Source organism: Thioalkalivibrio sp. ALJ24, from assembly GCF_000377785.1.
GTDB lineage: Bacteria > Pseudomonadota > Gammaproteobacteria > Ectothiorhodospirales > Ectothiorhodospiraceae > Thioalkalivibrio.
Genome location: NZ_KB898724.1, coordinates 38,947 through 52,811 on the forward strand (window position 1 = coordinate 38,947; position 13,865 = coordinate 52,811).

At 66.4% G+C, this 13,865-nt stretch carries 12 protein-coding genes, 1 tRNA gene and 1 other RNA gene; 13 read left to right on the top strand and 1 reads right to left on the bottom strand.

The features are described 5' to 3' along the window. Positions 1–61 precede the first annotated feature (61 nt). Positions 62–949, top strand: a complete 888-nt coding sequence (gene htpX, locus D571_RS0100170; protein WP_018934657.1) for a protease HtpX — start codon at positions 62–64, stop codon at positions 947–949. Between the two features lie 20 nt (positions 950–969). Here the strand turns inward: htpX and D571_RS0100175 are convergent, their stop codons facing one another. Next, the gene (locus D571_RS0100175; RefSeq protein ID WP_018934658.1) at positions 970–1,620 is read right to left on the bottom strand and encodes an MBL fold metallo-hydrolase; all 651 of its coding nucleotides are present in this window, start codon (positions 1,618–1,620) and stop codon (positions 970–972) included. Positions 1,621–1,978: 358 nt separating this feature from the next. On the opposite strand from D571_RS0100175, the gene D571_RS13480 reads away from it, so the two are divergent. The 12 genes from D571_RS13480 to D571_RS0100235 all read left to right on the top strand — a co-directional run bounded on the left by D571_RS13480 (position 1,979) and on the right by D571_RS0100235 (position 13,864). Next, on the top strand, positions 1,979–3,439 hold the full coding sequence (locus D571_RS13480; protein WP_156815749.1) for an ATP-binding protein: 1,461 nt from the start codon (positions 1,979–1,981) through the stop codon (positions 3,437–3,439). After that, the gene (locus D571_RS0100185; RefSeq protein ID WP_018934660.1) at positions 3,436–4,833 is read left to right on the top strand and encodes a sigma-54 dependent transcriptional regulator; all 1,398 of its coding nucleotides are present in this window, start codon (positions 3,436–3,438) and stop codon (positions 4,831–4,833) included. The genes D571_RS13480 and D571_RS0100185 overlap by 4 nt, the downstream gene beginning before the upstream one ends. A 246-nt stretch (positions 4,834–5,079) precedes the next feature. Then, positions 5,080–5,730 carry a hypothetical protein gene (locus tag D571_RS13965; protein ID WP_198003756.1) on the top strand — a complete coding sequence of 217 codons (651 nt, stop codon included), beginning with the start codon at positions 5,080–5,082 and terminating at the stop codon, positions 5,728–5,730. Between the two features lie 68 nt (positions 5,731–5,798). Beyond that, on the top strand, positions 5,799–6,296 hold the full coding sequence (locus D571_RS0100195; RefSeq protein WP_026287448.1) for a DUF4168 domain-containing protein: 498 nt from the start codon (positions 5,799–5,801) through the stop codon (positions 6,294–6,296). 145 nt (positions 6,297–6,441) lie between these two features. After that, positions 6,442–6,870, top strand: coding sequence for a 50S ribosomal protein L13 (gene rplM, locus D571_RS0100200; RefSeq protein WP_018934663.1), 429 nt, complete (start codon positions 6,442–6,444; stop codon positions 6,868–6,870). 40 nt (positions 6,871–6,910) lie between these two features. Then, the gene (rpsI, locus tag D571_RS0100205; protein ID WP_018934664.1) at positions 6,911–7,303 is read left to right on the top strand and encodes a 30S ribosomal protein S9; all 393 of its coding nucleotides are present in this window, start codon (positions 6,911–6,913) and stop codon (positions 7,301–7,303) included. Between the two features lie 44 nt (positions 7,304–7,347). Then, positions 7,348–7,421, top strand: a tRNA-Gln gene (locus tag D571_RS0100210). A 34-nt stretch (positions 7,422–7,455) separates the two neighbouring features. Then, positions 7,456–7,585: non-coding RNA, RtT sRNA (locus D571_RS13970), on the top strand. A 193-nt stretch (positions 7,586–7,778) separates the two neighbouring features. Beyond that, positions 7,779–8,696 carry an MBL fold metallo-hydrolase gene (locus D571_RS0100220; protein WP_018934666.1) on the top strand — a complete coding sequence of 306 codons (918 nt, stop codon included), beginning with the start codon at positions 7,779–7,781 and terminating at the stop codon, positions 8,694–8,696. Positions 8,697–8,765: 69 nt separating this feature from the next. Further along, positions 8,766–8,915 carry a DUF3096 domain-containing protein gene (locus D571_RS13975; protein ID WP_018934667.1) on the top strand — a complete coding sequence of 50 codons (150 nt, stop codon included), beginning with the start codon at positions 8,766–8,768 and terminating at the stop codon, positions 8,913–8,915. Between the two features lie 167 nt (positions 8,916–9,082). Beyond that, positions 9,083–12,925, top strand: coding sequence for a DUF3683 domain-containing protein (locus tag D571_RS0100230; protein WP_018934668.1), 3,843 nt, complete (start codon positions 9,083–9,085; stop codon positions 12,923–12,925). Positions 12,926–13,036: 111 nt separating this feature from the next. Next, positions 13,037–13,864 carry a rhodanese-like domain-containing protein gene (locus tag D571_RS0100235; protein ID WP_018934669.1) on the top strand — a complete coding sequence of 276 codons (828 nt, stop codon included), beginning with the start codon at positions 13,037–13,039 and terminating at the stop codon, positions 13,862–13,864. Position 13,865: the final 1 nt, after the last annotated feature.

Consider the following 13,865-nt stretch of genomic DNA (forward strand, 5'->3'; position numbering starts at 1 on the left):
ATCGCCCTTATCTAATACTCCGTCCGAAGAGCCCATCCGCAACGGAGATCGAGTTCATCCGATGAAACGCATACTGCTGTTCCTGGCCACCAACTTCGCCATCCTGATCGTGCTCAGCATCACGCTGCGCATCCTCGGGGTGGAGAGCATCCTCGACGAGCAGGGGGTCAATCTCGACCTGACGGCCCTGCTGATCTTCGCCGCAGTGTTCGGCTTCGGCGGCTCGTTCATCTCGCTGGCCATCTCCAAGTGGATGGCGAAGAAGACCATGAAGGTCCAGGTGATCGAGAAGCCGCGCAATGCCACCGAACAGTGGCTGCTGGAGACCGTCCAGCGCCAGGCGAAACAGGCGGGCATCGGCATGCCCGAGGTCGGGATCTACGATTCGCCGGACCCCAACGCCTTTGCCACCGGCATGAGCAAGAACAACGCGCTGGTCGCGGTCAGCACCGGGCTGATGCAGAACATGGGGCAGGGCGAGGTCGAGGCCGTGCTGGGCCACGAGGTCGGCCACGTGGCCAATGGCGACATGGTGACCCTGGCCCTGATCCAGGGCGTGGTGAACACCTTCGTGATCTTCCTGTCGCGCGTGATCGGGCACTTTGTCGATCGCGTGGTGTTCAAGAACGAGTCGGGTCACGGCCCGGCGTTCTGGATCACCGCCATCGTCGCCGAGATCATCCTCGCGATCCTGGCCTCCATCATCGTGTTCTGGTTCTCGCGCCAGCGCGAGTTCCGTGCCGACCAGGCCGGGGCCGAGCTGGCCGGACGCGAGAAGATGATCGGGGCGCTGGAGTCGCTGGCGCGGGCCTCCGGCCGGCCGGTGGACATGCCGGATCAGATGGCCGCCTTCGGCATCCGTGGAGGCATGGCGCAGGGCCTGAAGAAGCTGTTCATGAGCCATCCGCCGATCGAACAGCGCATCGCCGCGCTGCGCGCCGGGGCCTGAGGCGGGCCCCGCGCCGGGGTTCACCCGGCGAGCACGTGATCGGCGACGAACGGATTGCGCCGGCGCTGCTCGCCGAAGGTGGATTCCGGGCCGTGGCCGGGGACGAAACGGACGTCATCCCCCAGCGGCCACAGCTTCTGCGTGATCGAATCGACCAGCACGCGCCCGTTGCCGCCGGGGAAATCGCTGCGCCCGATCGCGCCGTGAAACAGCACGTCCCCCACCAGCGCCAGCCGCGCGGACGGGCTGAAGAACACCACGTGGCCCGGGGTGTGCCCGGGGCAGTGCAGTACCTGCAGCCGTTCATTCCCCAGCTCCAGGGTCTCTCCGTCGTCCAGCCAGCGATCCGGGGTCAGCGGCGCGATCTCCGGAAATCCGAACATCGCGGCCTGCTGCGGCAGCTGCTCGAGCCAGAACGCGTCTTCGCGCTGCGGGCCGACGACGGGCACGCCGGACAGCCGCGCCAGTTCGGCCGCACCGCCGGCGTGATCCAGGTGGCCGTGGGTCAGCAGGATGGAATCCAGTTCCAGTCCCTGATCATGCACGCAGGCCAGCAGTGCCGGGGCCTCGCCGCCGGGGTCGACCCAGGCCGCTCGGCCGGTGGCATCGCACCAGATCAGGGTGGCGTTCTGTTCCAGCGGGGTTACGGGGCGGGTGCGGTATCGCAGCATCGGTCTCGTGAGAGGGCATGGCGGGCAGGGCCGGCGGGATCCCCGAAAAACAGGGAATAGGACGGCCCGACACACGTCTTAAGGGTGTGCAGACTGCAAGCTTAGGAGAAAAACCGGTTTGGCGCGACCGCTTCTTTCGTTCGTCGCTCGCGGGGCGTGCTTGACAGGAAGTTCCTAATATTAGAGTATCTGCATACGCTGAATGTTGTCCCCCCTGACAGCATCGGCGGACTCCTCCATCCTCCTTTGGTGGTTTTCTTGGCGCGGGCTCGTTCCCGCGCTTTTTTTTGCCCGTTTTTCGCATTGCCCGGCTCCGCACCCTACCATGGCGACCATGTGGAGACGTATCCGGTTTTTTCTGACCCGGCGCCTGAACAGCCTGCGCACCGTTGTGGTGATGTACATCCTGCTGCCACTGCTGCTGCTGGTCGGGGGGGTGGTTACGCTGGGCCTGCAGGAATTCCAGACCCAGATGGAAGAGCGCATGCAGGACGACATCGAGCTGGTGGCGCGTACCATCCGTCTGCCGGTGTCCACGGCCATCGTCGAGCAGGACGTGGCCGCGGTGCAGGAATCGCTGGACTCGCTGTTCCAGATCGACGAGGTGTTCGGCGTCTATGTCTACGATGCCGACGGCGACACGGTGGCGACCTCCGGGCCCCCCAGCCCGTCGCTGCAGCATCGCGGCGAGGTCCAGGCCATCAGCGAGGCCGGCACCCTAGGGGCGTTCGACGAACACCGCGGGCGCGAGGTCTTCTCCTTCTTTCTGCCGCTGGCGGATCACGCCGGACGCATCGTGGGCCTGTTGCAGGTCACCCGTGACGTGTCGCCCTTTCGTGCCTATGTTGCCCAGCTGCGCTGGCAGGGGGCAGTGCTGACCGGGGCGGCGACGGTGGTGTTCCTCGCGCTGGTGCTGATCGGTTACCAGCGAACGGTGGGGCGTCACGTGCAACGCCTGACCGGGGTGATGCACGACATCGGCGACGGCGTGCGTGGTGTGCGCGCTCCGGAGACCGGGCCGGCGGAACTGCGCCACATGGCGGTCACCATGAACGGCATGCTGGAACGGCGCGAGGCCTCGGAGGCGGCGCTGGAGGCGCAGCGGGCCGAGCAGCGCGCACTGGAAGAGAAACTGCGGCATTCGGAGAAACTTGCCGCAATCGGCCAGCTCGCGGCGGGGGTGGCGCACGAACTGGGGACCCCGCTGGGGATCATCGCGGGGCGAGCCCAGCGTGCGGCTCGGCGCCTCGACCCGGATGATCCGGCGCGCAAGGAGATGCAGGAACTGATGGCCGAGACCGAACGGGTCGAGACCATCGTCCGCCAGTTGCTGGATTTCGCCCGGCGCAATCCGTTGCAGCGCCGCAACGTGGATCTGGATGAGCTCGTTCGGGAACTGGTGGCGCGCGTGCGCGGTCGGGGGCAGTGTGCCGACGTGAGTTTCGAACTCGACGGTGAGCCCCTGCAGGTTCCCGCGGATCGCCTGCGCCTGGGGCAGGCACTGGAAAACCTGATCGAGAACGGCAGCCAGGCGGCCCGGTCCCGCGTCCGGATCGCCTGGGAGGCGCTGGAGGACGAAGTGCGGGTGACAATTGCGGACGATGGCCCCACCGGCGGCGGCGGGATCGATGCGCAGACCGCCGAGCGCCTGTTCGAGCCGTTTTTCACCACCAAGCCCGCCGGCGAGGGGACCGGACTGGGGCTGGCGGTGGCGCAGGTCGCCCTGGAGGATCACGGCGGGGTGATCGAGCTGGATCGCAGCGAACCCCGGGAAACCCGTTTCGTGCTGCATCTGCCGCGTGAGGCCGGTTCGTCATGAGCGCACCGGAGGCCGTGCTGGTGGTGGAGGATGACCGCGGCCACCGCGAGCTGCTGATCGAGGAACTGCGCGAGGCCGGATATCCGGTGGTCGCCGTGGGCAGCGCGGAGGAGGCCGTCGAGTCCCTGGAACAGCAACCCTTCGGTCTGGTGGTCAGCGATCTGCGGCTTCCGGGCGCGGACGGCTTCCGGGTGCTGGAGGCCACGCGGGGCGTCGTCCCGGAGCCGGGCTTCATCATGCTGACGGGCTTCGGCACCATCGACCAGGCAGTGTCCGCGCTCAAGGCCGGGGCGGACGATTTCCTTACCAAGCCCGTCGACCTGGACCACCTGAGACTGTCCGTGGACCGGGTGATCGAAGCGCGGCGGCTGCAGGCCGAGGTGCGCCAGTACCGCGAGCTGCTGGCGACCGGCGAAGACTTCCACGGCATGCAGGGCAGCAGCCCGGCGATGCTGCGCCTGTACGATCTGATCCGGCGGATCGCGGCGTCCGATGGCTCGGTCCTGGTCACCGGCGAATCGGGGACCGGCAAGGAACTGGTGGCCCGGGCACTGCATGCCGAGAGCAGCCGCAGCGACGGCCCCTTCGTGGCGCTCAACTGCGCCGGCATCCCCGAGACCCTTCTGGAGTCGGAGCTGCTCGGGCATGTCGCGGGTGCGTTTTCGGGCGCGCGGGGCGCACGTCGCGGGCTGTTTCGCGAGGCGGACGGCGGCACCCTGTTCCTCGACGAGATCGCCGAGATGCCGGTGGCCATGCAGAGCAAGCTGCTGCGTCTGCTGCAGGATGGGCGGGTGCGCCCGGTGGGCGGCAACGAGGAGGTGGCTACCGACGTGCGCATCGTCGCCGCGACGCATCAGGACATCCCCGAACGGATCGCCGAGGGGCGCTTTCGCGAAGACCTCTACTACCGACTGGAGACCTTCCGCATCGAGATCCCGCCGCTGCGCGACCGCGGCGAGGATATCGAGCGCCTCGCGCTGCAGTTCCTGCGCCAGCATGCGCTGGCACACGGGCTGCCGGAGCGCCGCCTGAGTCCCGAGGCGATGCGTGCCCTGGTCCGGTACAGCTTTCCCGGCAACGTGCGTGAACTCTCCAGCCTGATGGAACGGGCGGCTACCCTTTCCGCCGGGGAACAGATCGAGTTGCAGGACCTGCCGGACCGGGTTCGCGACGCGGTTGGCACTTCGGGGCCGGGACCGGGTGCGATCGCAGCGCCCGTGACCTCCGGGGGCGGGAGTTCCGACGAACGGTGGCCGACCCTGGCCGAGCTCGAGACGGACTACATCCGGCGCGTGCTGGAGTACTGCGACGGCAACAAGCAGCGTGCGGCGCGCATTCTCGGGATCGGTCGCAAGACGCTCTATCGCAAGATCGGCGAAGCCGAATCCTCCTGAAATCCGCGTCGCCAGGTCCGGCGATGGCCATGGTGATACGTATCAATCTGACACACTGGGTCGAAGTGACCCGTGTCACCCTCGATTTTTCTGCGTGTTTTCGTTGGGCTTGATCCGGCCTATCCCCCTGTTTTTGATTGCTTTTGAGTAAGTCCTTCGCGATTGGCCCGCGCCTTGCAAACACTTGGGTTACGGGCAGTCGGCAAGGCCGGCACCCTGAATGTCCCGCAATTTGCAGGAGGTCGAATGACAGCATTCCGCAAGACGGCCATGGCGGTAGCCCTGGGCTCCCTGATGAGCTTCGGCTTCTCCGGGGCTGCCAGTGCCCAGGCGGGCCAGCCCGAAGGTATGCCGCCTGGTGGCGGCGGGGCACCGTCGCAGGGACAGCCGCCCGAGGCGGGCGGGGCGCCGCCTCCGGGCGAAACCAGCCCGCCGCCCGCCGCCGGAGACCAGGGCGGCCTGCCGCCGGGCGGCTCTGGCGAGGAGCGTGGCCTCCCGCCGGGTGGTGAACCGGGTGCGCCGGGCACCGGGGCTCCCGAGCAGGCGCCCCCTGGTCAGGAGCCCCCGGGCGCGGGAGCCCCTCCGGCACCGGATGCGCCCCCGGGCAGCACCGGTCCGGAGCGGACCGACCCCCGGGGCGATGCACCGGGTGACGCCCCGGGCGGTGCCCCTGGTGGCCCCGCCGAACCGGGTGGTGCGCCGCCCGCCGGGGGTGATGCCCCGGGCGGCGGTCCGCCACCTGCCGATCCGCCCGGTGGCGCGCAACCGCCTGCGGGCGCAGAACCGCCTCCGGGTCCCGGCGAGGGTCCCGAGGCAGATCCGGACCTCGAGGGCGGGATGCAGCAGCCCCCGGAAGAAGATCTGCCGCCGGGTATGGAGTCCGACTCCGACCGATAACCGACATTCAATGCAGTAGTGAACTGACAACTGATCGAATGACCGATCAACCAGGAGCAATGATCATGATGAACTTTCGCAAGACCGCACTCGCCTTCGCCCTGACGTCCATGTTCGCCATCGGTGGCGTGGCCTCCGCGCAGACCGGCGGCGACGGCATGGGTGGAGGCGCCCAGGGGGGTGCCCCTGAAGGTGGTGCCCAGGGTGGCGCCCCGCCGGAAGGTGGTGCTCAGGGCGGTGCCCAGGGCGGTGCCCCGCCGGAAGGTGGTGGCGCGCCCATGCAGCAGGAAGCCCCCGAGGTGGACCTGTCCGATGAAGACATCGACACCTTTGTCGAGGCCTTCGTGAGCGTCCAGCAGGTCCGTGAGGACTTCGCCGACCGGCTGCAGGAGGCCGAGGACGAGACTCAGGCGCAGCAGATGCAGCAGGAGGCCCAGGACGAGATGGTCTCGGCCGTGGAAGATGCCGGCATGAGCGTCGAGGAGTACAACGAGGTCGCGATGGCCCTGCAGAACGACCCCGAGCTGATGCAGGAAGTGCAGGAGCAGGCCGAAAGCGCGATGTAACTCCCGCTGAGTGCACGCGACGGGGCCGTCCTTCGGGGCGGCCCCTTCTTTTTGTGCGGAGGAAACATGCGTCCCTTGAATAACGGTGCATGACACGGTATTCTTCCGCGCTTTCTGAATCGCCCCGACATCGGAGCATCGATACATGAGCACCATCAGCGCCAAGCCGGCAGAAGTCGAACGCGACTGGTTCCTTGTGGACGCCAGTGACAAGACCCTGGGTCGACTCGCCACGGAGATCGCGCGTCGGCTGCGCGGAAAGCACAAGCCCGTTTACACGCCGCACGTGGACACCGGTGACTACATCGTCGTGATCAACGCCGAGAAGATCCGGGTTTCGGGCAACAAGGCTTCCGACAAGATGTACTATCGCCACACGGGGTATCCGGGCGGCATCAAGGAAGCCAATTTCACCCAGATGATCGAACGTCATCCGGAGAAGGTTCTCGAGCTGGCCGTCAAGGGCATGCTGCCGCGGAACCCGCTCGGCCGGTCGATGTTCCGCAAGCTCAAGGTCTATGCCGGCAGCGAACACCGGCACGAGGCCCAGCAGCCGCAGCCGCTGGACATCTGAGCCGCGGCGCCGCTCACCAGAAACAGGGAAAACGATTCCAATGGCTACGAATCAGTATTACGGTACGGGTCGCCGCAAGACGGCTGCCGCGCGTGTCTTTCTGCGTCCCGGTTCGGGCAACGTGACCGTCAACGGTCGCCCGCTGGACGAGTTCTTCGGGCGTCCGACCTCGCGCATGGTGGTCCGCCAGCCGCTGGAAGCCGCCGAGGCCGCCGACGGCTTCGATGTGGTCGCCACGGTCAACGGCGGTGGCGGTAACGGTCAGGCCGGCGCCATCCGTCTGGGTATCGCCCGTGCTCTGGTTCAGTATAATGAAGACCTGCGCTCCCCGCTGCGCCGCGGTGGCCACCTGACGCGTGATGCGCGCGAGGTGGAGCGGAAGAAGATCGGCCTGCGCAAGGCCCGTCGCGCCACGCAGTACTCCAAGCGCTAATCCGGTTCATGCCGAGTGCCCGCGCCGCGGGCATCGGCCGGAATTGGGGGATCGTCTAGCGGTAGGACTACGGACTCTGACTCCGTCAACCCAGGTTCGAATCCTGGTCCCCCAGCCATCCATGGAAAAGGGCCCCCTCGCGGGGCCCTTTTTCATGGATATGATCGGCCAGGATGAGAACCTGGAAGGTTCGGCGGAGCGCAGCGGAGCAACGCACACGCGCAGCGTGGGCGGCCCGAAGGGTGAGGCGCGCAGCGCCGAATAACCCTGGTCCCCCAGCCATCCATGGAAAAGGGCCCCCTCGCGGGGCCCTTTTCCATGGATATGACCGGCCAGGATGAGAACCTGGAAGGTTCGGCGGAGCGCAGTGGCGCAACGCACTCGTGCAGCTTCGTCCTGTTTCCCGCGGAATGTCGCGTCTTCTCCATGCGTCTGTGGTCTATAGTCAGTCCCAGATTACGAGCGAGGAGAAGTCATGTCCGTACCCGAGAACCCGTATCCCGAGGTGACCGTCGACACCAGCGCCCAGAAAGTGGAAGGGACCGATGCCTGGTACATGGTCGGTCTGTCCGGTATCCCCGGCCCGGATAACGAGGGACATACCTCCAATGCCGGCTTCGTGGTCACCGACGAAGGCGTGGTGGTCTACGATGCGCTGGGGACCCCGGCGCTGGGGTTCGAGATGATCCGGCGCATCCGCGAGGTGACCGAGCAGCCAATCCGGTACGTGATCGCCGGGCACTACCACGCGGACCATGTCTACGGCCTGCAGGCCTTCGCCGACCACACCGAGGCGCGGATCATCGGCCAGCGCCGCGCGCAGGACTATCTGCGCGGGCCGGCCGCGGAGAACCGCCTGGAGCAGCGCCGCGGAGTGCTGTACCCGTGGGTGGACGAGGATACGCAGGTGATTCCGCCCGACGAGCTGTTCGATGACGAATACACCATTGAACTGGGCGGCAAGACTTTCCGGCTGCTGCATGCGGGTCCGGCGCATTCCCCCGACGACGTGATCATGGTGGTCGAGGAGACCGGTGTGGTCTTCGCCGGTGACATCGTGTTCGACGGGCGGATCCCGTTCCTGGGCGACGATGCCCTCGATTCGGGCAACTGGGTGGAACGCCTGGAGCGGGTGGAGGCGATGGAGCCGACCTTCCTCGTGCCGGGGCACGGAGACGGGACCTCCAACGCCAAACGCGCGGTGCGTTTCACCAAGGACTATCTGATCAAACTGCGCGAGCACATGGCCGAGTCGGTCGAGGATATGATGTCGTTCGAAGAGGCCTACGCCGCCATGGACTGGTCGGAATACGAGGACCTGCCGGCGTTCGACCAGACCAACCGCTCCAACGCCAACGCGGTCTTTCTGGAGATGGAATCCAAGCTTTTCTGACCGCGCTTCCTCGCACCGTGACGGTCCGCCGTTGCCGGGGGTGGCAGCGGGCCAAAGGAGTTTTTCCGCATGACACTGCAGCTTGACGCTGGCCTGCTCACGGCCCTCCTGTCTCTTGGCGCGGGTATCCTCATCCTGATCAAACCACGGCTGCTGAATTACGTTGTGGCGATCTATCTGATCGTGGTCGGTGCGGTGGGGCTGCTGGCCTACCTGTAACGTCGCTGGCCCCGGTGTAACGTTGGTCGCCATGCGCCGGAACCGCGCCGTGCGGTTCCGGGCAAATACTTTGGCGCCAAAAGAATGGACCACGAGTGCGACTTCGTGCTTTCGTCCGCGGTCGCCGTTAATCTTGCGCTTCACTTCGATCAGGGGGCCCCGCCTCAATGACCGCCGAACGCGTGCGCGAAATTCCGTACAACTACACCTCGTTCTCCGACCGCGAAATCGTTATCCGCTTCCTCGGGTCCGATACCTGGGAGCTGCTCAACGAGCTGCGTGGCGAACGCCGTACCGGCGTGTCCGCGCGCATGCTGTTCGAGGTCCTGGGGGATATGTGGGTGGTCACGCGCAACCCCTACATCCAGGACGATCTGCTGGGGGACCGCAAGCGGCGCCGTTCGCTGATCGATGCGATGCAGCATCGCCTCGACCAGATCGAGGCCCGCGCCGAGGGCAACGAGAAGGCCTTGACCCTCGCCCGGCGTGCCCAGGCGGCGCTGACCGCGTTCGCCGAGGAGTTCGACAAGACGCTGGCGCTGCGCGAGCAGGTGCGCAAGCGCATGAACGGGCTTACGCACAAGGACAATATCCAGTTCGGCGGGCTGGCGCGTGTCTCGCACGTGACCGATGCGACCGACTGGCGCGTGGAGCTGCCGTTTGTGGTGCTCACCCCCGACTCCGAGGAAGAGATGGGGCCGCTGGTGGCGGCCTGTATCGAGCTGGGCCTGACGGTGATCCCGCGCGGGGGCGGCACCGGCTATACCGGCAGTGCCGTGCCGCTGTCCAAACGCTCGGCGGTCATCAACACCGAGAAACTGGAAGGCCTCGGCGATGTGCAGCGTCGCACCCTGCCGGGCGTGGACCGTGAAGTCCCGGTGGTGCATGTCGAGGCGGGCGTGGTGACCAAGCGCGTCTCCGAGCTGGCCGACAACAACGGCCTGGTGTTTGCGGTGGATCCGACCTCGCAGGATGCCTCGACCATCGGCGGCAACGTGGCCATGAATGCCGGCGGCAAGAAGGCCGTGCTATGGGGTACCGCACTGGACAATCTGGCTGCCTGGACCATGGTGACCCCCGAGGCGGACTGGATGTATATCGAGCGCCTCGATCACAACCTGGGCAAGATCCACGACGCGGAGACCGTGCGCTTCCGCGTGACCCGGTTTGAGGCGGACGGCCGGACGCGGAAGGGCGAGCCGGAGATCCTGGAGATGCCGGGGGCGCAGTTCCGCAAGACGGGGCTGGGCAAGGATGTCACCGACAAGACCCTGATGGGCGTGCCCGGGATCCAGAAGGAGGGCTGCGACGGTCTGATCACCTCGGCCGAGTTCATCCTCCATCGCATGCCGGACAATGCCCGCACCGTGTGCCTGGAGTTCTACGGCACTGATCTCCACGAGGCGGTGCCGGCGATCGTCGAGATCAAGGATGCGGTGGATGCCGAGGAGAACGTTCTGCTGGCAGGCCTCGAGCACCTCGACGAACGCTACGTGCGGGCGGTGAAGTACACCCCAAAGGGTGCGCGCGGCGACCTGCCGAAGATGGTCCTGGTGGCGGACATCGTGTCCGATGACGAGGACGCGCTGGGCCGCCTGGCCGCGCAGATGGTGCGCGCGGCCAACGCGCGCAACGGCGAGGGCTTCATCGCCGTGAGCCCGGAGGCGCGCAAGCGGTTCTGGGCCGATCGCGCCCGCACCGCGGCCATCGCCCACCACACCAACGCGTTCAAGATCAACGAGGACGTGGTGATCCCGCTGGAGCGCCTGGCGGAGTACACCGAAGGGGTGGAGACCCTCAACGTCCGCGAGTCGCTGACGAACAAGCTGGCGATGGTCGACGAGATGCTGGAATGCATGCGCGGCGACCATCCCGAGCTGCGCGAGCTGCTGGAGGATGCCGAGGGCGAGGGCCAGCAGTGGTTCGAGACCAAGCGCCAGCGGGCGGTCGAGGTGCTGGAATCGGTGCGCGATCGCTGGTCGCGCATCGCCGACAACTTCCACACCCTGGCCTCCGAGTGCGACGCGCTGCTGGACGATGCGGCCCGCGCGGACATGCGCCCGCATGACAAGCTGATCCATCTGCTGCTGCGCCGCAGCCTGAGGATCTCCTATCGCGCGGAGGTCGAACGGCCGCTGTTCGACATCTTCAACGGCCACCAGATGGAGTCGGTGCGCAAGCGCCTGACCGCGATCCACGACCGCGTGCTCACCAGCCGGCTGTTCATCGCCCTGCACATGCATGCGGGCGACGGCAACGTGCACACCAACATCCCGGTCAATTCCAACGACTACCCGATGATGCACCAGGCCGAGCGTCTGGTGGACGAGGTGATGCGCCTGGCGCGCGAACTGGACGGGGTGATCTCCGGCGAGCACGGGATCGGCCTGACCAAGATGCAGTACCTGGATCGCGAACGCATCGACTCGTTTGCGAAGTACAAGAAGCAGATCGACCCGAACGGGGTGTTCAATGCCGGCAAGCTGCTGGAGGGCTCCGGCCTGAACAACGCCTATACGCCGTCGCTGCGTCTGGTGAAGCAGGAGGCGCTGATCCTCGAACAGAGCGAGCTGGGCGATCTCAACGACGAGATCAAGGACTGCCTGCGCTGTGGCAAGTGCAAGCCCGAGTGCAACACGCACGTGCCGCGCGCCAACCTGCTGTACTCGCCGCGCAACAAGATCCTGGCGACCGGCCTGATCGTCGAGGCCTTCCTCTACGAGGAACAGACCCGGCGCGGGCTGTCGCTGAATCACTTCGAGGAGATGAACGACGTGGCCGATCACTGCACGATCTGCCACAAGTGCCTGAACCCGTGCCCGGTCGACATCGACTTCGGCGACGTGACCATGCACATGCGCTCGATCCTCAACAAGAAGGGCAAGCGCAAGGCATCGCCGGCCACCATGATGTCCATGGCGTTCCTCAACACCAAGGATCCGGCCGCGGTGAAGGGCATCCGCAAGGGCGCGATCCAGATGGGCTATGCGGCCCAGCGTCTGGGGCACTGGTCGTTCAAGAAGCTCGGCCTGACCGGCGAGGGCAAGACGCCCCGCTCGACCACCGGCAAGGCGCCGGTGCACGAGCAGGTCGTGCATTTCGTGAAGAAACCCATGCCGGCAGGGCTGCCCAGCCAGACCACGCGGCAGATGCTGGGGCTGGAGGACTCGCGCTACGTGCCGATCCTGCGCGACCCGGTGAAGACCGACATGGATTCCGACGCGGTGTTCTACTTCCCGGGTTGCGGCTCCGAACGCCTGTTCAGCCAGGTCGGCCTGGCGACCCTGGCGATGCTCTACGACGCGGGCGCGCAGACCGTGCTGCCGCCGGGCTACCTGTGCTGCGGTTACCCGCAGAACGCCGGCGGTGACTTCGAGAAGGGATCGCAGATCAGCACCGAGAACCGGGTGCTGTTCCATCGCATCGCGAACACCCTGAACTATCTCGATATCAAGACGGTGGTGGTGTCCTGCGGCACCTGCATGGATCAGCTGCTGAAATACGAGTTCGAGAAGATCTTCCCGGGCTGCCGGCTGCTGGACATCCACGAGTACCTGATGGAGAAGGGCATCAAGCTGGAAGGGCTGCAGGGCGTGCAGTACATGTACCACGATCCCTGCCATTCGCCGATGAAATCGCACAAGCCGACCGAGGTCGCCGGCAAGCTGCTGGGCCAGGAGGTCCTGAAGTCCGATCGCTGCTGCGGCGAGGCGGGTACCTTCGCGGTGAGCCGCCCCGACATCGCGACCCAGGTGCGCTTCCGCAAGCAGGAGGAGCTGCACAAGGGCATCAAGCAGCTGACCGGCGAGGAAAAGGCACAGAACGGCAACGTGAAGATGCTGACCTCCTGCCCGGCCTGCCAGCAGGGCCTGTCGCGCTATCGCGAGGACACCGGCCTGGACACCGATTACATCGTGGTGGAGATGGCCAACCGCCTGCTGGGCGAGGACTGGCAGAAGGGCTTTATCGATCGGGCCCGTGAAGGAGGTATCGAAAAGGTCCTGCTGTAGGCCGGCGGTTCCCTTACACTGTACGTCGGAATAAACGGCATGCACGGGGCGTCGGGTGGAACATGCCGCCGGCTTGCGGCGCCTTTCGTGCAACATGCCAATGGAGATTGCATGCGCCTTCATCATTTCGCCGTACGTACGGGTACCGTCGCACTGAGCGTCGGACTGCTGCTCGCGCCGGTCACGCTCTCCGCCCAGCTGGTGGAATTCCCCGGGCGTCATCTCTACGAACGCTTCGGCGTCGAGGCCATCGATCTTTTCGATCTGCGCGGGCAGTTCAGCGACTCGACCCTGATCGACGTGCGTCCCGCGGCGGAATTCGACGTGGTGCGCATGCGTGATGCCCACCACGTGGAGCTGCACGACCCGCAGTTCACCGAACGGGTGCGCGAGCTGGAGGCCAGCGAGGGCGGGCCGCTGGTGTTCTATGGGAACGGTCGTGTCAGCGATCGGGCCTACCGCGCGGTGGCTCTGGCCCATGACGCCGGGGTTTCCGACGCCCTGGCCTACGATGCCGGCATCGGTGAGTGGGCAGAGAGCTACCCCGGACTGTCCCGGCTGTGGGGTGAGGAATTCGACAGCGATGAGCGGATCTCGGACGAGAGCTTCGAGGCCCGCCTGCTGGACAGCGAGACCTTCGCCCGGCGTGCGCAGGAGGCCGACACACAGCTGCTGGATGTCGGCGGGGCCATGGACGACGACGACATCGCCCTGTTTGCCGGTCAGGAGCGGGTTCTGCCGGTGAACGACCCGCCGGCGCTGGACGATGCCCTGCTGGCGGCGGCCGAGGAGGCCGATACCCTGCTGTTCTTTGACCAGCATGGCCAGCAGGTCCGCTGGCTGCAGTACCGCTTGCGCGACCTCGGAATCGAGGACGAGCGCTACTACTTTCTCGAGGGCGGCATGCGTGCGTTCTACGACGAGGTGATGGGGGGCTGAG